Below are 20048 nucleotides of genomic sequence, written 5' to 3'. Positions count from 1 at the left end.
TTACTTCCCCACGGTCTGCGCGATGGCGTGGTTCCAAAATGGGTTCGCGAAGATCAAAATCATCGAAACCACGAAGCAATAAATGGCGATCGATTCGATCATCGCGAGACCCACGAACAGCGTTCGCGTGATCGTATTCGAAGCGTCCGGCTGCTGGGCGAGTGAACTGAGCGCCGTCGCCACCGCTTTGCCCTCGCCAAGCGCGGGGCCGATGCTCCCCAGGGCGATCGTGAGGCCGGCCGTGCAGATTGAGGCAACGGCAATAAGGGTCGAGCTGTCCATAAATATATCCTTTGGCGCTAAGCGATTGTTGTTAAGCGGTGGCGGGCGGAGCAAGCGCTGGTTTGCGAGATCTTGTGGCGGCGGCAATATAAACCGCAGCTAAGACGCTGAAGATGTACGCCTGCACCATTCCGGTGAGCAGGCCGAGCGCGGTCATGATGATCGGAAAGATGAAGGGCGTGATGGTGAGCAGAATGCCGACGATCATCGCGCCGCTCATCATGTTTCCGAAGAGGCGCACGGCGAGCGCCAGGGTCCGGGAGATTTCGCTGATGATATTGAACGGAAGCATAATCACCGTCGGCTCGGCGTACGATTTAAGGTAGCCGCCCAGTCCCTGGTTTTCAATACCGAACAGCGGCACGGCCACGAACACGCACAGCGCCAGCGAGGCGGTGGTGGAGAGCGAGCTGGTCGGCGGCTCGAAGCCGGGGATGATCGTGAAGAGATTCGCCGACGCGACGAACAAAAAGAGCGTCCCGAGAAACCCCAGATACTTCTTCGGATCGCCAAGGCCCACATCTTCGATCTGCTGCACAATGCCGGTCACGACGATCTCCAGAAGATTTTGCCAGCGAGTGCGGGTCAAATCCGTGGAAAGCTTTCGCGTGATTAAGACGGAGCCGACAGTCAGCGCAAACATCAGAACCCAGGTGAATGCGATGGTGGCGTTGAGTTTGACAAACCCGTGCTGCCAGAAGATCATGTCGTCGGGACTAAGGCGCATGGGTGACCTCTCTCGCCAGTCGATTGGGATAGTGCCGTGTCAGCCGCGACACGAAGATGCGCGCCGTGACAAAGCCCACAAGACATATCAGCAGCCGCTCCCAATGCCCGCCGGAGACAATATAAAATCCGGCCAGCGTGACGCCCATCCGTACGATCAGGCTGCCGAGGAACCAGAGGGCGGGCTGCTCGGAGGCGACGCCTTTGCGGACTGTCCACCAGAGGCCGCCGAAGAAGATCGCGCCGAGAACTCCACCGGCAAGGCACGATGCCGCCAAAGTGATCGCCTCATTCATCACGTCCATTTTGTTCCTCCCGCATCGCCATGTCTTCTTTGGCGACCCAGCAATACGCATTGTAACAGCCGATGGCGAGGCCCGCCGCCATCAGCGCCAGTGTCCAGGCATGGCTGCTTGGATGATGTTTGTCGACCCAGAAGCCGATCGCCGCGCCAAGAAGCGTGGGGACCACGACGGACCAGCCGATCAGGCCCATCATGCCTAGACCGAGCCAAATGGCGTTGCTTGAGTGACTCCGCGCCGCGAGCTTTCGCGTCGCCTTTGCGTCGACATGTTCGGAAAGCGTCAATGGGTTCTTCTGGAATCGTTTCGGTGGTTGGTTATTCATTCTGAAAACTCGCCAATCGTCGTAAAAAGCCCGTTTCCAATTTCGCCATCACGACACGTACGCTTTGCTCCTGATCGTCTAAGGTCAGGAACTCCTTCTCCACAGCAGCGCGCAGGCTCGCAAGGTCCGTGCCGCCAATGGCTCGGCGCACCGAAACCAGAACGTCCGAACCGGTCTTGACCAGCACACCTTCGTCCACGGCGAGGTAAACTTCGCCTTCTGCCGCCGTTTCGTAAGTCAGAATGCCAGGCGCGAGCGCCGCCACGCAATCGAGCCGGTGCGGCAAAAGGCCGAATGAACCGTCGGGCGTTTCCGCCACGATGCGCAGCACATCCGTTTTCTCCGCGAAAATCTGAAAGGGCAATAGGATTTTTAAGTTCATACAGCTCCGGCGGTGAGTTCGGCCTTTGGCTGCGGCTTCGCCTTTTTGTCTGCTTCGTCGATTGTCCCGATCATATAAAGCGCGCTCTCGGGATAGTCTTGGAACTCATCTTTCAAGATCCGCTCGCAGCCATCCAGGGCGTCTTTGAGACTGACGAGTTTTCCCGCGTGTCCCGTAAACTGCTCGGTTGTGAAAAACGGCTGCGTGAGGAACCGCTCCAAGCGGCGGGCGCGGGCGACCACGTTACGATCCTCCGGCGCGAGCTGCTCCAGACCAAGCATGGCGATGATATCCTTGAGGTCGGCGTACTGGGCGAGCGTCCGCCGGATCTCCTGCGCCAGATCGTAATGCCGCTGACCGACAATGCCGGGCGTCGCCATATTGGAGCTGGACTGCAGCGGGTCGATGGCCGGAAAAAGCCCCTCGCTCGCTCGTTTTCGTGAGAGTACAATCGACGCGGAGAGATGAGAGAACGTATGCACCGCCGCCGGATCGGTGAAGTCGTCCGCCGGCACATACACGGCCTGGATAGACGTGATGGACCCGGCGTCCGTGTTGGCGATCCGCTCTTCCAGTTCCGCGAGCTCCGTGCTCATGGTCGGCTGGTAGCCAAGACGCGACGGCATCTGGCCCAGCAGGCCCGATACTTCCATGCCGGCCTGGATAAATCGAAAGATATTGTCGACGAGAAGCAAAACATCTTTGTGCTCGTCGTCGCGAAAATACTCCGCCATCGTCAGGGCGGCGTGGCCGATCCGAAAGCGCGCGCCGGGCGGCTCGTTCATCTGGCCGAAGAGCATCACCATATTGGCGAGCACGCCGGCTTCCTTCATGTCTCGATACAGTTCCTCGCCCTCGCGGCAGCGCTCGCCAATTCCGCAAAAGATACTGACGCCCTTTTGGTGTTCGACGATGTTGTGGATCATCTCGGTGAGCAGAACCGTCTTGCCCACGCCCGCGCCGCCGAACAGTCCCGCCTTGCCGCCGCTTTCCAGCGGCGTGAGCACGTCGATGACCTTGATGCCCGTTTCAAAGATCTCGGACTTCGTGGACCGCCGCGCCAGCGGCGGCGGCGCCCGGTGCACGGACCGCCGCTCGACATCCGAAAGCGGACCCTCACGGTCGATGGCGTTGCCGAACACGTCGAACATCCGCGAGAGAACCCCTTTGCCGACCGGGGCCGTGAGCGGTCCGCCCGAATCCACCACCGCCATACCGCGCGCGAGGCCCTGCGTCGGCGTCAAGGCGATCCCGCGCACATGATTAGCGTCCCGCTGCGCCCGCACTTCGAGGACGATTTGTCCGTCTGTTCCGGCGCGCAGCAGTGAGTAAATCGGCGGAAGATGCTCCTCAAACCGAATGTCTACAACACTTCCGCGCACCGAAACAACCACGCCCTGGTTTGGCAAGGGGCTGCTACTTTCCATCATTGGGCGTTTTCGTCATGGTGCATTGGTAGGTCTCGCCTTCCATGGACATGGAGCCGGTGACTGTCTCCGCCGGCTGGTGAACGATCACGAGGAATTCGCCAATCTTGAGATGATCCTGATATTTGAGCGCCTCATGCATGGGAATCCCGGTCGCCACCAGCGCATTGACCAGCGCGCCTAACCCGGCTCCGCCGATGGCGCCGGCGATCAGTCCCGACAGCGGACCAATCACCGCGAATGCGCCCACGATGGGGAACACAAAAAAGCCCATCGCGCCGGCTAGCAAACCAAAGACGCCGCCGAATAGCGCGCCGGTCTCAGCCCCGTCACGCGCGGCGTCCGCCGGACGATAAAAGCCTTGGACATCGTAACCTGTCTCGAAGTTGCGGCCGATGATGGAAATTTGACGGATCGGCAGACCGCCTTCAGCCAGTTGGCGCACCGCGTTTTCGGCGGCGTCATGCGAGGAATAGACCGTCACGACAGTTTCGTCGGATGCGATCGAGACGGGGCTGAGATTGGCGATCATACTGGACATGGCGGAAATCTCCTGTTCACTAAGCTTCGATGATCACTTTGAGCGCGTGGGTTTCGGCGGCGCGGCCAAACACGTCGTAGGCGTCGAGAATCTGGTCCAGCTTGAACCGATGCGTGACCAGGCGGCTCGGGTCAATCTTTTTGGATTGGACTGTCTTCAGAAGCATGGGCGTCGTCACGGTATCGACCAGGCGAGTCGTGATCGTGATGTTCTTGGCCCAGAGTGTTTCCAGGTGAAGGTCGACCTTCAGGCCATGCACGCCGACATTGGCGATGACGCCGCCTGGGCCAACGATTTCCTCACAGAGCAGGAATGTTGCCGGCACGCCGACGGCTTCGATTGCCGTATCGACGCCGCGTCCGGCGGTCAGTGAACTTACTCTTTCGGCTGCTTTTCCGTCCGAGCTGTTGATGGTTTGCGTCGCGCCGAACTGACGGGCAATCTCCAGGCGATTGTCGTCCAGGTCGATCATGATGATCTCGGCGGGGGAGTAGAACTGCGCCGTGAGCAGGGCGGCGAGGCCGATGGGACCGGAGCCGACGATGGCGACGGTCGAACCGGGCGCGACCTTGCCATTGAGCACGCCGCATTCAAAGCCCGTGGGCAGGATGTCGCTCAGCATGACCATCGCTTCTTCATCGGCGCCGTCCGGGATCGGGTACAGACTGGTGTCGGCATGCGGGGTGCGAACATACTCGGCCTGCGTGCCGTCGATCTCGTTTCCGAGGATCCAGCCGCCGGTCGCGCAGTGCGAGTACATGCCGCGCCGGCAGTAGTCGCACTTGCCGCAGGAGGAGATACAGGAGATCAGAACTCGGTCGCCGGGATGGAAGGCGGTAACGCCCGCCCCGACGGAATCGATGATCCCGACGCCTTCATGTCCAAGGATACGGCCCGGAGCGCAGGTGGCGACGTCGCCTTTCAAGATATGCAGGTCGGTGCCGCAAATCGTCGTCTTGACGATCTTGACGATTGCGTCACTGGGAGCCTGAATCTCGGGCTTCGGACGATCTTCGATTGCTTTCAAACCTGGTCCACGGTAAACGAGCGCCTTCATCATGTTTCTCCTAAAGTTGTCTGGCTGCCGCATCGGCGCGGCGGTCCGTATTTCCTTAAGAGTATAAAGGGTTTCGTTTTGCGGCGCATCCGCCGAATGGCGGGTTGTCGGGAAAAATCATTTCCGGTTCACAACGATGGTAATTGGAGACAACTGTAATAGATTGTTAACAATTGTGAAGGATGATAATTATGACAGACAGAGGAACGCACGCTCAGGAAATGAACAAAGAGGTTCAGCACTCGAAGGCTCAGGCGGACGCCATGTCGCTGCGTGGGGTGGGGCAGCGGACGCTCCGCCGCTCCGAGGATCATCTCAGCGACGCACAAATCGCGCTGTTTGCCCGGATGCGCGATGAAGGCGCGAAGATCAGCATCAATGAGATCCCAGGATTGGCCTCGGATGACCCGAAGGCTCTGAACGCCTTCTTGAGCGCAAGACTGGCTCACGGCCGCGAAGTCACACGGTCCAACGCGACTGACTTTCGGAAGCTTCCGCGCGTCGCGCGGACAACCGCCCTGCGCAGCATCGCCGGCGGCCATATCGAACGAGTCGCCGGTCACGCAAATAGCACCCAGCATTATTACGGGCTAACCGACAGCGGCCTGGCCTTACTCGCGCGCCATCAGACGATCAAACGTCAGGCGGAGGCGTCGCGCGCGAAATAGTCCACTCGCGCTAAATGTGGCCGGTGATGATAACGCCCGTGGACTCCCGTTGCACCGGCAATTCGTATTTGTGCGCCGGGGCCTCAACACGAATTTCTTTGTTGAGGCCCTTTCGGGCGTTTGATGGATAGTGCCTGTCTCGCGTGGCGCCAGCCATTTTCCACATCGCTGCTAAGAATGATGCTATACTCAGCGTAAGTTAAATATTCCCGTCGGCGAGGTACGAACACCATGACACGTGCGCCAGACAAGTCGGGACAGCCAATATTTCCCCCTTCCTCACTCTCCAAACTGGAGGCGTCTCCGCTCAAGGCGATTCTTGAACACTCCGACGACGCGATTTTCTGCAAGACATTGGACAACATCGTCACCCTCTGGAGCCGTGGGGCGGAGCGTGTCTACGGCTATTCCCCTGAAGAGATGATCGGGCAATCCGTCGATCTGCTGCTTCCTCCCGACCGGCCCGGCGAAACAAAACAGCTTGTGGAGCGCATCGTCGACGGCGAGCAGGTCGAACACTTCGAGACGACCCGGGTCACGCGATCCGGAACGGCGATTTCGGTGCTCTTGAGCATTACGCCGCTTCGGGACGGTGCGGGATTGATTACCGGTGCGGTGACCATCGCCCGCGATATGTCGGCCACGAAACACGCAGAAGCGGAGGCGCGCGAGGCGGACGAGCGACTGAAACCTCTGGAAAAGAAGGAGCGTGACCATGCGGTGGTGCTTGATGCTGCTAACCGGGTTGCGCTGGGCGTGCTGTCGCAATTAACCGGCGTGGAGGCGCTCCGGCATATTGCGATTGCCGCCAAGACGCTGGCGGGGGCGAGATATGCGGCGATCGGCGTGGCGCGTCTTGACGGTCAGGGTCTCTCGGAATTTGTGACTGTTGGCCTCACGCCAGAGGAAGAAACGCTGCTCGGCCAGCGACCGAAGGGGATCGGCATCTTGGGGCATCTCTTGAGCCGCCGGGAGCCGCTCCGTATTGATGCTCTCGCCTCGCATCCGGCCTCCGTCGGCTTTCCGCCGAACCATCCGCCGATGGAAAGCTTTCTTGGCGTACCGATCTGCCGTGGCGACGCCGTGGTCGGAAGCCTCTATCTGACAGATAAAGAAGGCGGCGGCGCGTTCACCGAGGCCGATGAAATCGCGGTTCAGGCGCTGGGCGCCTATGCGGCGGTAGCGATCAACAGTTTGGAGATGCTCGCTCGTCAGCGCGGATTAGTGCGCGGCCTGATCGCCGCGCAGGAAGATGAACGCCGGGCCGTCGCCTACGATCTGCACGATGGCCTGACCCAGTACGTGATGGCCTCCCAGGCGCACATGGAGGCGTTCCGCCGGGCGCGTGCAGGCGATGAAACAGTCAGAGCCGAACGTGAGCTTGAGCAGGGGCTTGGTTTTCTGAAAGAAGCAGTCAGCGAGTCGCGTCGGCTGGTCAATGGCCTGCGCTCGCTGGCGCTGGATGACCTGGGCCTGGCGGGCGCACTGGAGCAGCATCTGAGAGAAGAAAAGGCGCGGGCCGGCTGGACGGAAGCGGAGTTTGTACACAACATCGCCGGGCGGCGGTTCGATCAGACGCTGGAGACCGCCGTCTACCGGGTCGCCCAGGAGGCCCTGACGAACGCACGCAAACACGCCGCCGCGAACCATGTCCGTGTCCTGCTGCTTCTGGAGAACGACGGAGTGGATGGGGCGGGGCGGCTGAGCCTGGAGGTCCGCGACTGGGGACAGGGCTTTGTCCCCGAAGATGTCGAAGCCGGCCCCGGGCGTGTCGGTCTTCATAGCATGGCCGAGCGTGTTGGCCTCATGAACGGATCCTATCACCTTGTGGCTAATCTCGGCGAGGGCGTCACGGTCTGCGCGCGATTTCCATTGGGGGAAGAGCCATCGGAAGAAGATAGGGCGGCAGTGATTTCCGCCGCTCCCGCCATCAATCTCCCGCCTCTCCCCCTGACCGTAGGCGAGCAATCTCGGGAAATCCTCGCGCTCAACAGTGAAATGCGCGAAATCAACGAGCAGCTTCTCATCCGTGGACTGCATCAGCAGACGCTCGCCGATGAAAACCGAGCGATTGCCGAAGCGCTCCAAGATTCTCTTGCACGAAGCAGTCGGCCTTATCGGGTCGTCCGGCGCACGAAGCGCGACTGATCCGAAGCAGTATCGCCGGAAATGAAAAAACGGAACTCAAGATGACTGAAGATCAGATGCCGGACAATTTGTGCGCTCCGTCAGTAGATGTACTGCTCGTGGACGACCACGCGATCTGGCGTGGCGGCGTGCGCAGCATGCTGGAGGGAAGCGAGTTCCGCGTGGTGGGCGAGGCTGGGTCCGGCAAAGAAGCGCTGGAAGTCGCCCTGCGCACTCAGCCGCGCCTGATCCTGCTGGACATCCGGATGGCGGGCGGCGATGGGCTGGACGCGCTTCAGACATTAAAACGGGAGCTTCCCGGCGCCGCCGTCATCATGCTGACGACTTACGACAACCCGACCTATATGGCCCGCGCGGTGGCGGGCGGCGCAGCCGGCTATCTCCTCAAGGGAATCGAGCTCGACGATCTTCTCCTCGCTCTGCGCGCCGTGGCGAACGGCGAAATGCTGCTCCAGCCACAGGATTTGATCCGCGCGCTGCGCGACCTCAATCCCGACTCTACCGGGGCGTCGGACTTGATCGAGCCGCTGACCCGGCGGGAGGAAGAAGTCCTGCGGCTGATCGCCACGGGCTTGCCCAATCGCCAGATCGGGTCGATTCTCTTCATCGCGGAGAGCACGGTGAAGTCGCACGTCGAGCACATTATCGGCAAGCTGGGCGTCTCCGACCGCGTCCAGGCCGCCGTCTGGGCCGCTCGACATGGCGTCGTGGACGCCGCCTGAATTTCCCCATTTCCACCACAACCCGCCATTTCGCGGATGGTTTGTTCCTCCCTCCTCGCCTATACTAATCCTCATTACTGGCCGCAGGCTTTATGAATAAGCCCGCGCGCCGAAAATGAGGAGCGCCATGTTCAGCCATATCCTATTCGCGACCGACGGTTCCGAGCACGCACGGCACGCCGCCGGCGCCGCCGTCACGCTCGCCAAAAAGTTCGAGTCGCGTCTCACGCTCATGAACGTTTATCCTCCGCCGCACGTGTTCGAGCCTTCCGATGAAACGCATGACGCCTGCACGCTCGGATTGAGAGAAATGCGGCAGAGCCGAGCGCTCAGCTGCGCCGAACAGATCGCCGACAGGGCCGACGTTGCGTATCAGAGCCTCCGTGAGCACGGACACCCCGTCGAGATGATCGTCAAGACCGCCGATCAAGTGGGCGCCGATCTGATCGTGATCGGCAGTCGTGGTCTGGGAGACGTGGGGGCGTTCCTGCTGGGGAGCGTTTCCGACGGCGTCCTGCATCACGCGCACTGTCCAGTTCTGATCGTTCGAACTCCGGATGTGTTTCAGGAAAACGTCATGTTTCAGAATATTCTTCTGGCGTCCGACGGTTCCAGCTGCGCTCTCAAGGGCGCGGAAGCCGCCGCCGCGCTCGCAAAAAAGTTCACGTCTCGCTTCACGATCGTCAATGTTTTCCAGCTTCCGATTTACACGGATCCCTACACCGGGACGATCGCCTGCCAGTATGACGACAAATATCTTGGCGAAATGCAGGAGGAAGCAATCCAGGCCGCCGGACGTATCGCCGAAAAGTACGGAACGCCGTATGAAAGCCGTAAGGAGATCGGCAACACCGCCGCAGTCATCGTGGACATTGCCGCGCAGGAACACTGTGGTTTGATCGTGATGGGCACTCGCGGGCTTGGCGGCATGAAATCGTTCCTGATGGGAAGCACATCCAGCCGGATCGCGCACTACGCCCAATGCCCCGTGCTTATCGTCAAGTGACCATCTGGGATGAGCGCTCAATCTCTAGAAAAGAGAAGTACGAAGAGAATGATAGCCATCTTGGCGAGCGGATTCAAAATCTTATGTGACGGGGATGACTGCCTGGCGACGGCCGACGCTCCCGTGGCGCTGCATCCGACGCTCACCAATGGCTTATCGTCGTTAGGGCCTGTGGATGGATGGCTTTTCGTCACCAATGTCGGCGGCGATTGGCGTCACTATTGCCCCGCGTGCCAGGCGCGATACCTGGAAGGACTGCGCGAGCAGCCCGTTTGATTGCAAGGACAGAATATATGAGTATCTATTTTTTCGAAACCGACGCCCAGCAGCAACGCTACCTCACGGAGCGGCTTCCGAACGAGACCTTGAACTTCAATACGGAGCCGCTGAAGACCGCCGCGCAGGCCCGCGAGATCGCCGACGCTGAGATCGTCTCGCCGTTCGTCCACTCGCACATCGGCGCCGATGTCATCGACGCCCTGCCGAACCTCAAGATGATTGCCACGCGTTCGACGGGGTTCGACCACATCAATACCCCGAGCGCCGAATCACGCGGTATCCCGGTCAGCAATGTCCCGACCTACGGCGAAAACACCGTCGCCGAGCACACATTCGCATTGATCCTGGCGCTGTCCCGAAATCTGCATAAAGCGTACGTGCAGACCTCCGCCGGGAATTTCTCACGCGTTGGCCTCCAGGGATTCGACCTTCTGGGTAAGACGCTCGGCATCGTTGGCGTCGGCGGCGTTGGCCGGTTCGTCGCGCAGATCGCGCGCGGCTTCGGAATGAATGTGATCGCCTATGACCCGGCGGAAGATATGGAAAAGGCGGCTCGCTTCGGCTATACGTACACCACGCTGGACGACTTGATCGCGCGCTCAGATGTTGTCAGCCTGCACGCCCCGCTGACGGGCTCAAACCGGCATTTGATCGGATCGCATAATCTGACGAAGTTTAAGCGCGGCGCCTTTCTGATCAACACGTCGCGCGGTGAACTCGTGGACACGCAGGCGCTCCTCTGCGCGCTGGACGATGGAATACTCAGAGGCGCGGGCCTGGACGTTATCGAGGGAGAAGAAGTTTACAACGAAGAGCGTCAGCTTCTTCTCAATCCCGCCGCGACGGCGGGAAGTCTCAAAACGGCTCTGACCAACCTTTCGCTTTTGCGCCGGCCCGATCTCATCATCACGCCGCACATCGCTTATGATAGCCAAGAAGCGATCGAGCGTCTCATGAACACGACCATCGCCAATATTCAGGCGTTCCGGGCCGGCTCGCCGCAAAATATCGTTCACACGTGAACCAATCATGGCAAGAAAGCAGACAGGAGATTTATGACGACCACGAGATTCACAGGGGCGAAAGCCTACTTTGTCGGTGGGGGGATCGCCTCGCTTGCCGGGGCGGCGTATTTGATCCGGGACGGCGATATTGCGGGCGAGAACATCACGATTTTTGAAGAGTCGAGTACGCTGGGCGGAAGTCTGGACGGCCAGGGCTCACCGGAGCAAGGGTATGTGATGCGCGGCGGACGCATGTTCACCGACGAGGCCTACACCTGCACGTATGACTTGATGTCGTTTATTCCAACGCTCGCCGATCCCGAGCAGTCCGTGCGGGAGGAGATGCGCATCTTCAACGAACAGGTCCACTCGCATTCAGAGGCGCGTCTGGTCGTCTACGGCGAAAAGCTGGATACGTCGTCGATGGGGTTCAGCGCGCGGGACCGTTTGAGACTCACGGAGTTGTTTCTCATTTCCGAGGAGGCGCTCGGAGCGAAGCGCATTGATGACTACTTCGAGCCTTTGTTCTTTACCACTAACTTCTGGTATATGTGGTGCACCACGTTTGCTTTCCAGCCCTGGCATAGTCTGGTCGAGTTCAAACGGTACTGTCAGCGTTTCCTGCAGGAGTTCCATCGGATCAATACGCTGGGCGGCGTGAAGCGTACTCCGCTGAACCAATATGATTCCCTTGTGCGGCCACTCAAGCGATGGCTGAACGATCGCGGCGTGAAGTTTGTCATGAACAGCCAGGTCGTCGACCTGGATCTGGTCCATGGCTCCGACGGGAAGAGTGTCGCGGGAATCAAAGTCCTGAGTGAAGGCGTGTTACAAAACGTCGCGGTCTCGCCGCTTGATTTTGTCTTCGTCACCAACGGCTCGATGACGGCGGCGTCCAGCTTTGGGACGATGAGCAGTCCGGCGCCGTCGCTTGGGCCGGAATCGGCGGGTGGCGCCTGGGCGCTCTGGGAAACGCTGGCGGCTAAAGACGACAACTTTGGCCACCCTTCGGTCTTCAGCGGTCATGTTGCAGAATCGAACTGGATTTCGTTCACGACAACTCTGAGCGATCCGCTCTTCTTCCAATTCATGGAGCAGTTCACCGGCAACGCCGCCGGCACGGGCGGATTAGTCACGTTTCCGCGATCGAACTGGCTCATGTCCGTCGTGCTGGCGTATCAGCCCCACTTTCTCAATCAGCCCAAAGGCGTCAATGTCTTCTGGGGTTATGGCCTATATCCGGATCAGCCCGGCAACTATGTTCAAAAGAAGATGTCCGAGTGCAGCGGCGCCGAGATCCTGACGGAGCTTTGCGGCCATCTGCGCTTCGAAGACAACTTGGCCCACATTCTCGAAACATCGAATTGCATTCTGTGCCGAATGCCTTATATCACTAGCCAATTTATGCCGCGTCTTGCCGGCGACCGGCCACTTGTCCGGCCGCCAGGAACGACGAACCTCGCCTTCATTGGCCAATACTGCGAGCTTCCCGATGAAGTCGTCTTCACGGTGGAATATTCCGTGCGGTCGGCGCAGACGGCAGTCTTTTCGCTGCTTGCGTCTGATCGGCAGGTTTCGCCGCTTTACAAGGGGCAGCACGACCCCGGCGTTCTGCTGAGCGCGGTCGAGACGCTATTCAAATAACACGCCGCCGCAGCGCGCTGTGAAGGAGATGAACCATGCAAAATACTGACGACAATTCCATACACGACGATCCGACAATGTTTCTTGCGGGGCATCTGGCGCCGCGTGGCGTTTATCTTTTGGTTGGGACACAGCGCGAGGTCCGGTTGGACCAGGAAGATATCCTGCCGGCAACTTTGGACGGCCAGGTCGCGGTTTACGAACGGCTCACTCAGACTTGGGCAAATCTGAGGGATCAGAACGATTCCGTTTGATGGCCGCTGGTGAGAAAGAGTGACCACGGATTTTGCAAACCAAACAACCGAAGAAGGTTGCGGCAAGCGCCGCCGCCAAAAGCTTCAGTCTCCGAATCAACGCGGCGCGCCTGCGGGAAAGCGAATTGCGCTTTCGACAGATGGCCAATACGGTCCCCAATATCCTCTGGACCGCGCGGCCGGACGGCAGCCGGGATTATTACAATCAGCGTTGGTACGACTACACGGGCCTGACGGTCGATCAGACGCAGGAATGGGGCTGGCTGTCCGTCGTTCATCCCGACGAGGCGCCGAATATGGCCGCTTCTTATCGCTCCGCAATCGAACAGGGAATCGAGTACGCCGACGAGTTTCGGCTGCGACGCTCGGACGGTGAGTATCGCTGGCATATGGCGCGGGGCGCGCCGATCAAGGATGACAAAGGCAAATTAATCCGCTGGGTCGGCGCCTGCTCGGATATCACAGCGCACAAAGAGGCGGAGCAGCTTCAGGCAGCCCTCTTTCAGCGCGAGCATACGATCGCGCTGCAACTGCAGGACGCATTGCAGCGGCCGCTGCCGAGCGTCACCGCCGGCATCGCCGTCCGGGTGCATTACGAAGCGGCGCTGACCGAGGAGGCGGGCGTCGGCGGTGACTTTTACGATGTGTTTGCCTTGGATAAGACATGCACGGCGCTGGTTCTCGGCGACGTGTCGGGCAAGGGGCTGAAGGCGGCGGCGCAGGTGGCGACGGTGAGGAACATGCTGCGGGCCTTTCTGTACTCCTGTTCGACGGTGTCTGACGCGGTCAATGCGCTCAACCATGCGCTGGCTGAAAACAATCTGATGGAAGGGTTTGCGACGCTGTTTGTCGGAGCGTACGACAGCGCCTCAAAAATATTGAAATACGTCAATTGCGGCCAGGAGCCGACATTGCTCCTACGGGCTGGAACGACGCGTGTCGAACAATTGCCGCCGACGGGGCCGATCCTCGGCTGTCTGGATGGAGAGCGTTATTTAGAGATGAGCGTGACGCTTGGGCGAGGCGATACGCTGGCGATATTTTCCGATGGCGTGACGGAGGTCGGGCCGTCCCGTCTGCATATGCTGGGGATCGAGGGAGTGTCGGCGCTTTTGAGTAATACATCCCTAGAAGAGGTGAATTGGGACGTCGAGAGAAGGGCTGAGGCCGTGGTGCAGCGCGTGATTGCCGGCGTGAACGCAGCGGCCCTGAACGGCGTGACGCGCGATGACGTCTGTCTTTTAGTCGCCATCGCCACGTGATCGAAATTAGCAGTCCGCAAATCTCAATATGGAGGAACTTCGCGGTTCACCGCCGCCAAACGAGCGGCGGATATTACATTGATGTCGGCTTGCTGACGCCCAAGTGATCGTAAATTTTGTTGATTTCATAAATTGGTTTCCTCTTAGAATTCCAATGTGTGATATTTACGGCTAACTGTGGTAAACTCTGCTAGCTTCGTTTTAGATAGCGCCGATCGCTACGGTTCAGCGCTCCTCCTCACATAATCCCTAGTTTACGCTTCGCAGTAGTACTTGCTCCCGCGCCGCAGTGTCGATCCTCTCGCTCCTTCGATCCGGATTAAGAAAGCAAAGGCTCGGCTTTGGTTGAGCCCAGACTATCCACGACTATTATTCGCCTGGACTTAAGGTCCCTGGGCATACATTTCGCGACGGAATTGGAAACCATAGAATGGAGCAGGAAACACCATCACATAAGGACCTTGCTGTTCGCTTGTTTCAGAGTGAAAAAGCAGACGCTTCCAGTTTGGCGGACGTACGGGACGCCGCGCGTCGAACGTTTGGGAAACTGAACACGCATCTCTCCAGCAGACTCGGCTCAGATGGGTATCAGGCTCTTCTCAAGCGGGCGTTGATGCTCTCGGTCGCCGATTGCGCTTGGCTTGCGTCCATTCGCGTGGCCGAAGACGGGGCGCTGGAGGAGACGGGGCAGGCGTTCGTGGATCGATCGGTCAATGAACTTACGGACGGCTATGTTGCGGTCATGGCGAACCTGATCGGTTTGCTGGATACTTTCATCGGAAGAAAGCTAAGCCTGCGGGTGCTGCACAGTGTATGGCCCGACTGGGCCTGGAACGACGTGAAGGGGACACAGGGAGACAGCAATGGATAGTCGGGAGAGAGTCAAGATTAACACATTGCCGACGGGAGCGCCCGATCTGGATGTGGTGCTGGGCGGCGGCATTCCGGAATATTCGTTCAACGTCATTGCGGGAGCTCCTGGGTCGGGCAAGACCACGCTCGCCCATCAGATCGTGTTCGCCAATGCATCATTGGAGCGCCCCGCGCTTTACTTTACGGTGCTGGGCGAGCCGGCCTTGAAGATGCTGCGCTACCAGCAGAACTACAATTTCTTCAATATGGATATGGTCGAGAGCGAGATCCGCTTCATCAACCTCAGCGACGAAGTGCTGACGGGGGATCTTGGCTCGGTGCTCGATCGAATTGTGCGGGAAGTCGAGGCGAACAATCCGCGCATTGTCGTCGTGGACTCGTTTCGCACCGTGCTGCGAAGAATGGGCGATCCCGCAACGGCGGAAGGGGAGCTTCAGGGGTTTATTCAGCGTCTCGCCCTTTATCTGACGAGCTGGCAGGCGACCACGTTTCTTGTGGGCGAATATATGGTGGAGGAAGTACGCGACAATCCGGTCTTCACCGTCGCGGACGGCCTTCTCTGGCTCAGCCAGAGCGCGGAGCGCAATTCCGTGGTGCGCAAGCTCCAGGTGATCAAGCTGCGCGGTCAGGCGTCGCTTCCCGGTCTTCATACGTTTCGGATCACCGACAATGGCCTTCAGGTGTTTCCGCGTACCTTTAGCCTGTACACACAGCAAGGGCGGGACGTCAACGCCCCGCGCCTTTCGACGGGCGTCGCCGGTATGGACGAGATGATGGGCGGGGGCATCCCCGCAGGCGATTCCGTCATCGTGGCGGGGCCATCCGGTTCGGGGAAATCAGCCCTGGCGACCCAATTCATCGCGGAAGGCGTCCGCCTGGGCCAGCCCGGCGTCATCGCCGTCTTTGAAGAGCGGCCGGAAGACTATGTTTCCCGCTCCGAACAGCTCGGCATGGACTTGCAGATTGGCCTGGACAGCGGTAATCTGAAAGTCATCTATCTGCGCCCGCTGGATCTCTCGGTCGACGAGACGCTGCGCGAAATCCTCGACACCATCTCCGCCCTGGGCGCCAAGCGCGTTGTCATCGATTCGATGAACGGGTTCGAGATGGCCCTGGCTCCCGCGTTCCGCGAAGACTTCCGCGAGTCGCTTTATCGCATGATCGGGGCGCTCAAAGGGATCGGCGTCACCATTATGACGACCGTGGAAGTCGTTACATCCTTCACGGATCTTCAGTTCACGCCGCACAGCATCTCCTTTCTGACGGACGATATCGTCATGCTGCGTTATATCGAAATCGAGAGCCAGCTTCGTAAGATCGTCACGGTCGTGAAGATGCGCGGCGGAACGCACAGCAAAGACATTCGCGAATACGATATCACCGACGCGGGAATGGTCATTGGCGAGCGTCTTATGGGATATCGCGGCCTGATTACCGGAACCCCAGTGAGGAACAACCCATGACTTCGCGGCAAAGCATGATCGAGCACTCTCCCCTGGCGATGGCCACCACGGAAGGCCCGGCGCATACTTTGCTGTCCGTCAATTCCGCCTTCTGCGCTCTCCACGAAAAGCAGGCTGGTGAGATCATCGGTCGTCCTGTTTCCGAGACGATCTCCGGAACGGGATCAGACAGTATTCTTGCCCTGCTCGACCGGGTTTATCGCGAAGAAAAAAGCGGCTCCATCCGTCCTTCTTACGACTCTGGCTCCATTCCCAAGTCTCAGGCATACATGGCGTGGTCTCTTCCCCTGACGAGCAGCTCCTCGGAAGGCCTCGTACTGCTCGTCACGGATTTTGCCGAGAAAACTCTTGCGGATAAGCTTCTGGAGCGAGCGACTGCGGAAATTCTGACGCTGAACAGCGAAATGCGTGAGATGAACGAGCAGCTTCTGATCAGCGCCGTGGAGCAGCATACCCTCTCCGACCGAAACCGGGACATCGCGGAAGCGCTGCAATACTCTCTTTTGTGGCCGCAGCCGGAGAAGTCGTTTGGCTCCCTGAAAGCGGCGGTGTTTTACGAACCGGCCATGGACGATGCAATGGTGGGGGGAGACTTTTTTGACGCGTTTCCCCTGCATAACAATTCGATTATGCTCGTGGTGGGAGATGTGACGGGGAAGGGGCTGCGGGCGGCGGCGCGCACAGTCGAGATCCGGTTTGCGCTGCGCGCATTTTCGCAGCAGCACAATGATCCCGCCAGCATGATTACCTGCTTGAACGAGTTTATCTGCGACTTTCACTACGACGACGACGATCCGCTCGATAACGCGCTCGTGGTGCTGTCGGTTGTCGTCATCGATCCGGTGACCGGTCGCGCCCAGGCGGCGTCGGCCGGCGCGGAACCGCCGCTGATCCTCCGAGCATCGGGAGGCATGGAGGAAATTACGGTCCATGGGCTGATTTTAGGCATCAATCACGATGCGACGTACGTCAACACGGACTTTGTTCTGGAAGAGGGCGGCACTCTGATCATGACGACGGACGGACTCACCGAAGCGCGCAGCGGAAACGATTTCTTCGGATCTCAGGGGCTGCTCGCAGCTGCTGGCGCAATGGGCGGGGCGCGAACGCTTCACGACATGGTTAAGATGATGGTGGATGCGGCGCGCGCACATGGACGCGGGAAGTTTATGGACGATGTCTGCCTTTTGCTCGCTCGGCGCGACCGTATTGCGCCGGTGGATGCGGCTTGACTGATGAATGAAACTTTGATGTCGTAGGTTCGGACCCTATTAGCCGCCTTCAATAAGTCATGAACGGGCCGGAGCATTATGCTTCGGCCCGTATTGTCGTCTCTAAGTCATTATAGATGGAAGAATGGATGGAGGCGTTAGTTGTTTGGGGGGAGATGCATGAAGTCGACAAACACGATGCAGGCGATCCGCTTTTCTAGAGCACTATAGCACGGTTTAGGGAAGCGGTCGCGGCTGCCCAGAGAGCCGCCTGCGGTATCTATTCGCGCTATTCCAACCGGTCCCGCATCTTGCGCGCCAGGCGGAGAAAGGTCTCCGCCTCCTCGGCGGAGAGCCCTGTGGCAGTCCTCTCCTCCAACTGGCGCCATGCTTCCAAGATCCGGTCTTGAATGCTGCGGCCGGCGTCGGTGAGGAACACGCGAGTGACGCGCGCGTCCTCCTCGTCCTTGCGGCGCTCAACCAAGCCCGCCGCCGCCAGGCGACCCACCGTCTTGGCGATCGTCGAGTGGTCGGAGCGGATGAGCTGTCCCAGCGATTTCTGCGACTGCCCGTCCTCGAACCCGAGTTGGGCGAGCAGGAGTTCCTGGCCAGTATAGAGCCCGAGATCCGCGATGAGCGTTCCGGCGAGCGCCCGGTGGGCGCGCGCAACGCCGAAGATGGCGAAGCTTAGGGGGCAGCGTTCTGCGAGAACTGGTAATTCTTTGTGCTGGGAGTTCGTTTTGGGCTTTGCCATCATCCCAGAGTATACCTTATGCGGGCTGCAGTGTTCACTGCATCGTCGGGGAGGAAGTCAGGTCTCGCGAGCGCCCACCGATTCGCGTCTAGACGAGGTTTCGAAAATATGTCGAACTGCTCATTTTATGTTGCCGGCCACGTTTATTGGGGTATAGTTACATGGTCGGCAACATAAATGAGGAAAAAGGATAAAGACATGAACGCAGATAGCAACAAGAACGAATCCCTGTCAAACGAGACCTCCAACCAGTTTCGCGCCCTCAAACTGCTGAGCTACGGCGGCGCCGAGACCATTCAGCTCGTTTCTGTCGAGGCCCTTAAGGGACCGACGGACGGTCAGGTTCTCGTCCGCGTCCACGCTGCTGGCGTCAACGGACTGGACTGGAAGATCCGAGAGGGTTACGTGCGGGAGGTCTTCCCTCTGGAGCTCCCGGCGACGCTCGGCCTCGAGATCGCCGGCGTTGTCGTCTCCGTCGGCGGGGGCGTTGATCGCTTTCAGGAAGGAGATCGGGTCATGGGCTGGCTGGGCACCATCGGCGGCTACGCGGACCAGGTGATCGCGAGCGCTGATAATCTCGGACACATTCCGGAGGGTATGGGCTTTGTTGAGGCCGCTGGCCTTCCCACCGTCGTACAAGCCGCGTCGCAGAGCCTCCAGGCGGGAGGTCCGATCGGCGAAGGCAGCCGCGTCCTGATCCACGGCGCCGCCGGCGCCGTGGGAGCGTTCGCCGTCCAAATCGCGCGACAGGCCGGGGCGACGATCTTCGCCAGCGCCCGGGGGCGATACGCCGAGTACGTCCGTGAACTCGGCGCCAGCGAGGTCATCGATTACGAGACCGAGCGGTTCGAGGACAGAGCCCACAACATCGACCTCGTGCTCGACCTCGTGGGCGGCGAGACGCTAGACCGTTCCTGGTCGGTCCTTTCCCCGAACGGAATGATCGTCACAACCGCTGCTCCCGACATTGCCGCGAAGGCGCCTGCAGGAAAGAAGGGTGTCTTTCTTATGACGAAGGCCGATCCGGCGCAGGTAGAGAAGACGGCCCGGGACATCGTGGAAGGGCGCGTGAGCCAGAAGATCGAGTCGGTAGTGAGTTTGGAGGAGGCTCCGCAGGCGATAGAGCGCAACCGGACCCAGCCCCATCTGGGCAAGACGGTCGTGGCGCTCATTCCCGCCTAGACTTCATAGATCGTGATCCACCCTGGTGGATGAAAATCCATTGCCACAAACAAAGCCGTCTCACAGATAATTATCTGTAAGACGGCTTTTTAACAAAAAGCGCGGAAGTCTCCCCCATTTATGGGGCGAGATGGATAGCGCATCGTCTTTCTGAAGACGATAAATACCAATACCCCGATTGGTATCGCGAAAACACATGAAACCTAAATAGTTTTGGGTACAATGCGCCCGTGAATCGCAACTGTCTAAAAATCAGGTTGTATCCCGACAGGGCGCAAAGCCGTGAGCTAGAAGCGACGCTCGAAACATGCCGCCTGGTCTACAACAGTCTGGTCAACGACCGAAAATATCAATACGAGACGGCTCAAGTCTCTGTGGGGCGATACGGCCAGCAAGCTTATCTGCCCATGTGGAAGAAGGTTCACCCTGAACTCAAAGCTGTTTATTCACAAGTCCTCCAGGATGTCGTGCATCGCGTTGACCTCGCGTTCAAGGCATTCTTTGACCGAGTGAAGAAAGGCGAGACACCTGGCTTT

General features: G+C 59.3%; 23 protein-coding genes. 14 read left to right on the top strand and 9 right to left on the bottom strand.

All coding sequences use genetic code 11. The annotated features are described in order from the left end of the window. Genes ABIZ35_RS16425 through ABIZ35_RS16390 form a run of 8 tightly spaced genes read right to left on the bottom strand, consistent with a single transcriptional unit; the run spans position 1 to position 5042 of the window. Positions 1–282, bottom strand: a complete 282-nt coding sequence (locus ABIZ35_RS16425) for a F0F1 ATP synthase subunit C (RefSeq protein WP_348221006.1) — start codon at positions 280–282, stop codon at positions 1–3. A gap of 31 nt (positions 283–313) precedes the next feature. Continuing rightward, complete coding sequence (locus ABIZ35_RS16420) at positions 314–1009, bottom strand: F0F1 ATP synthase subunit A (protein WP_348221005.1); 696 nt, start codon at positions 1007–1009, stop codon at positions 314–316. Then, the gene (locus tag ABIZ35_RS16415) at positions 999–1304 is read right to left on the bottom strand and encodes an ATP synthase subunit I (protein ID WP_348221016.1); all 306 of its coding nucleotides are present in this window, start codon (positions 1302–1304) and stop codon (positions 999–1001) included. Before ABIZ35_RS16415 ends, ABIZ35_RS16420 begins: the two co-directional genes overlap by 11 nt. Continuing rightward, positions 1297–1635: an AtpZ/AtpI family protein gene (locus ABIZ35_RS16410; RefSeq protein ID WP_348221004.1), complete on the bottom strand. Its 339-nt coding sequence runs from the start codon at positions 1633–1635 to the stop codon at positions 1297–1299. The genes ABIZ35_RS16415 and ABIZ35_RS16410 overlap by 8 nt, the downstream gene beginning before the upstream one ends. Beyond that, on the bottom strand, positions 1628–2017 hold the full coding sequence (locus ABIZ35_RS16405; RefSeq protein ID WP_348221003.1) for a F0F1 ATP synthase subunit epsilon: 390 nt from the start codon (positions 2015–2017) through the stop codon (positions 1628–1630). The genes ABIZ35_RS16410 and ABIZ35_RS16405 overlap by 8 nt, the downstream gene beginning before the upstream one ends. After that, positions 2014–3447, bottom strand: coding sequence for a F0F1 ATP synthase subunit beta (gene atpD / locus ABIZ35_RS16400; protein WP_348221002.1), 1434 nt, complete (start codon positions 3445–3447; stop codon positions 2014–2016). The genes ABIZ35_RS16405 and atpD overlap by 4 nt, the downstream gene beginning before the upstream one ends. Beyond that, positions 3434–3985, bottom strand: coding sequence for a general stress protein (locus tag ABIZ35_RS16395; protein WP_348221001.1), 552 nt, complete (start codon positions 3983–3985; stop codon positions 3434–3436). The genes atpD and ABIZ35_RS16395 overlap by 14 nt, the downstream gene beginning before the upstream one ends. Before the next feature lie 19 nt (positions 3986–4004). After that, positions 4005–5042 carry a zinc-dependent alcohol dehydrogenase family protein gene (locus ABIZ35_RS16390; RefSeq protein ID WP_348221015.1) on the bottom strand — a complete coding sequence of 346 codons (1038 nt, stop codon included), beginning with the start codon at positions 5040–5042 and terminating at the stop codon, positions 4005–4007. A 191-nt stretch (positions 5043–5233) separates the two neighbouring features. Between ABIZ35_RS16390 and ABIZ35_RS16385 the strand changes: the two genes are divergently transcribed. From ABIZ35_RS16385 to ABIZ35_RS16330, 12 genes are all read left to right on the top strand, one after another. Further along, positions 5234–5710: a hypothetical protein gene (locus tag ABIZ35_RS16385; RefSeq protein WP_348221000.1), complete on the top strand. Its 477-nt coding sequence runs from the start codon at positions 5234–5236 to the stop codon at positions 5708–5710. 231 nt (positions 5711–5941) lie between these two features. Next, positions 5942–7858, top strand: coding sequence for a PAS domain S-box protein (locus ABIZ35_RS16380; protein ID WP_348220999.1), 1917 nt, complete (start codon positions 5942–5944; stop codon positions 7856–7858). 41 nt (positions 7859–7899) lie between these two features. Next, positions 7900–8580 (top strand): response regulator transcription factor, encoded by a 681-nt coding sequence (locus ABIZ35_RS16375; protein ID WP_348220998.1) that lies wholly within the window; start codon positions 7900–7902, stop codon positions 8578–8580. Positions 8581–8707: 127 nt separating this feature from the next. After that, positions 8708–9586 carry a universal stress protein gene (locus tag ABIZ35_RS16370; protein WP_348220997.1) on the top strand — a complete coding sequence of 293 codons (879 nt, stop codon included), beginning with the start codon at positions 8708–8710 and terminating at the stop codon, positions 9584–9586. A 48-nt stretch (positions 9587–9634) separates the two neighbouring features. Then, positions 9635–9862: a hypothetical protein gene (locus ABIZ35_RS16365; RefSeq protein ID WP_348220996.1), complete on the top strand. Its 228-nt coding sequence runs from the start codon at positions 9635–9637 to the stop codon at positions 9860–9862. 17 nt (positions 9863–9879) lie between these two features. Next, on the top strand, positions 9880–10887 hold the full coding sequence (locus tag ABIZ35_RS16360; protein WP_348220995.1) for an NAD(P)-dependent oxidoreductase: 1008 nt from the start codon (positions 9880–9882) through the stop codon (positions 10885–10887). 33 nt (positions 10888–10920) lie between these two features. Next, a complete protein-coding gene (locus tag ABIZ35_RS16355; protein WP_348220994.1) occupies positions 10921–12513 on the top strand; it encodes an oleate hydratase in 1593 nt (530 codons plus the stop codon). A gap of 35 nt (positions 12514–12548) precedes the next feature. Further along, complete coding sequence (locus ABIZ35_RS16350) at positions 12549–12767, top strand: hypothetical protein (RefSeq protein ID WP_348220993.1); 219 nt, start codon at positions 12549–12551, stop codon at positions 12765–12767. Between the two features lie 32 nt (positions 12768–12799). Next, positions 12800–14029, top strand: coding sequence for a SpoIIE family protein phosphatase (locus tag ABIZ35_RS16345; protein WP_348220992.1), 1230 nt, complete (start codon positions 12800–12802; stop codon positions 14027–14029). A gap of 430 nt (positions 14030–14459) precedes the next feature. Continuing rightward, positions 14460–14900, top strand: a complete 441-nt coding sequence (locus ABIZ35_RS16340; RefSeq protein ID WP_348220991.1) for a hypothetical protein — start codon at positions 14460–14462, stop codon at positions 14898–14900. Beyond that, the gene (locus tag ABIZ35_RS16335; RefSeq protein WP_348220990.1) at positions 14893–16365 is read left to right on the top strand and encodes an ATPase domain-containing protein; all 1473 of its coding nucleotides are present in this window, start codon (positions 14893–14895) and stop codon (positions 16363–16365) included. The genes ABIZ35_RS16340 and ABIZ35_RS16335 overlap by 8 nt, the downstream gene beginning before the upstream one ends. After that, on the top strand, positions 16362–17597 hold the full coding sequence (locus tag ABIZ35_RS16330) for a PP2C family protein-serine/threonine phosphatase (RefSeq protein ID WP_348220989.1): 1236 nt from the start codon (positions 16362–16364) through the stop codon (positions 17595–17597). The genes ABIZ35_RS16335 and ABIZ35_RS16330 overlap by 4 nt, the downstream gene beginning before the upstream one ends. Before the next feature lie 268 nt (positions 17598–17865). Here ABIZ35_RS16330 and ABIZ35_RS16325 read toward each other — a convergent pair whose 3' ends face one another. Beyond that, the gene (locus ABIZ35_RS16325) at positions 17866–18333 is read right to left on the bottom strand and encodes a MarR family transcriptional regulator (protein ID WP_348220988.1); all 468 of its coding nucleotides are present in this window, start codon (positions 18331–18333) and stop codon (positions 17866–17868) included. Between the two features lie 195 nt (positions 18334–18528). On the opposite strand from ABIZ35_RS16325, the gene ABIZ35_RS16320 reads away from it, so the two are divergent. Beyond that, positions 18529–19512 carry an NADP-dependent oxidoreductase gene (locus ABIZ35_RS16320; protein WP_348220987.1) on the top strand — a complete coding sequence of 328 codons (984 nt, stop codon included), beginning with the start codon at positions 18529–18531 and terminating at the stop codon, positions 19510–19512. 230 nt (positions 19513–19742) lie between these two features. Further along, a partial coding sequence (locus tag ABIZ35_RS16315; RefSeq protein ID WP_348220986.1) for a transposase occupies positions 19743–20048 on the top strand: 306 nt, incomplete at its 3' end.

The sequence above is a fragment of the Capsulimonas sp. genome (assembly GCF_039929585.1).
Classification (GTDB): domain Bacteria; phylum Armatimonadota; class Armatimonadia; order Armatimonadales; family Capsulimonadaceae; genus Capsulimonas.
This window is presented reverse-complemented; position numbering and strand designations above follow the sequence as displayed.

Coding starts and splice junctions, on each gene's coding strand:
- ABIZ35_RS16330 (WP_348220989.1), top strand. CDS start 16,362: ATGACTTCGCGGCAAAGCATGATCGAGCACTCTCCCCTGGCGATGGCC.
- ABIZ35_RS16370 (WP_348220997.1), top strand. CDS start 8,708: ATGTTCAGCCATATCCTATTCGCGACCGACGGTTCCGAGCACGCACGG.
- atpD (WP_348221002.1), bottom strand. CDS start 3,447: ATGATGGAAAGTAGCAGCCCCTTGCCAAACCAGGGCGTGGTTGTTTCG.
- ABIZ35_RS16425 (WP_348221006.1), bottom strand. CDS start 282: ATGGACAGCTCGACCCTTATTGCCGTTGCCTCAATCTGCACGGCCGGC.
- ABIZ35_RS16365 (WP_348220996.1), top strand. CDS start 9,635: ATGATAGCCATCTTGGCGAGCGGATTCAAAATCTTATGTGACGGGGAT.
- ABIZ35_RS16420 (WP_348221005.1), bottom strand. CDS start 1,009: ATGCGCCTTAGTCCCGACGACATGATCTTCTGGCAGCACGGGTTTGTC.
- ABIZ35_RS16390 (WP_348221015.1), bottom strand. CDS start 5,042: ATGAAGGCGCTCGTTTACCGTGGACCAGGTTTGAAAGCAATCGAAGAT.
- ABIZ35_RS16350 (WP_348220993.1), top strand. CDS start 12,549: ATGCAAAATACTGACGACAATTCCATACACGACGATCCGACAATGTTT.
- ABIZ35_RS16355 (WP_348220994.1), top strand. CDS start 10,921: ATGACGACCACGAGATTCACAGGGGCGAAAGCCTACTTTGTCGGTGGG.
- ABIZ35_RS16335 (WP_348220990.1), top strand. CDS start 14,893: ATGGATAGTCGGGAGAGAGTCAAGATTAACACATTGCCGACGGGAGCG.
- ABIZ35_RS16405 (WP_348221003.1), bottom strand. CDS start 2,017: ATGAACTTAAAAATCCTATTGCCCTTTCAGATTTTCGCGGAGAAAACG.
- ABIZ35_RS16360 (WP_348220995.1), top strand. CDS start 9,880: ATGAGTATCTATTTTTTCGAAACCGACGCCCAGCAGCAACGCTACCTC.
- ABIZ35_RS16395 (WP_348221001.1), bottom strand. CDS start 3,985: ATGTCCAGTATGATCGCCAATCTCAGCCCCGTCTCGATCGCATCCGAC.
- ABIZ35_RS16410 (WP_348221004.1), bottom strand. CDS start 1,635: ATGAATAACCAACCACCGAAACGATTCCAGAAGAACCCATTGACGCTT.
- ABIZ35_RS16325 (WP_348220988.1), bottom strand. CDS start 18,333: ATGATGGCAAAGCCCAAAACGAACTCCCAGCACAAAGAATTACCAGTT.
- ABIZ35_RS16320 (WP_348220987.1), top strand. CDS start 18,529: ATGAACGCAGATAGCAACAAGAACGAATCCCTGTCAAACGAGACCTCC.
- ABIZ35_RS16340 (WP_348220991.1), top strand. CDS start 14,460: ATGGAGCAGGAAACACCATCACATAAGGACCTTGCTGTTCGCTTGTTT.
- ABIZ35_RS16375 (WP_348220998.1), top strand. CDS start 7,900: ATGACTGAAGATCAGATGCCGGACAATTTGTGCGCTCCGTCAGTAGAT.
- ABIZ35_RS16380 (WP_348220999.1), top strand. CDS start 5,942: ATGACACGTGCGCCAGACAAGTCGGGACAGCCAATATTTCCCCCTTCC.
- ABIZ35_RS16415 (WP_348221016.1), bottom strand. CDS start 1,304: ATGAATGAGGCGATCACTTTGGCGGCATCGTGCCTTGCCGGTGGAGTT.
- ABIZ35_RS16385 (WP_348221000.1), top strand. CDS start 5,234: ATGACAGACAGAGGAACGCACGCTCAGGAAATGAACAAAGAGGTTCAG.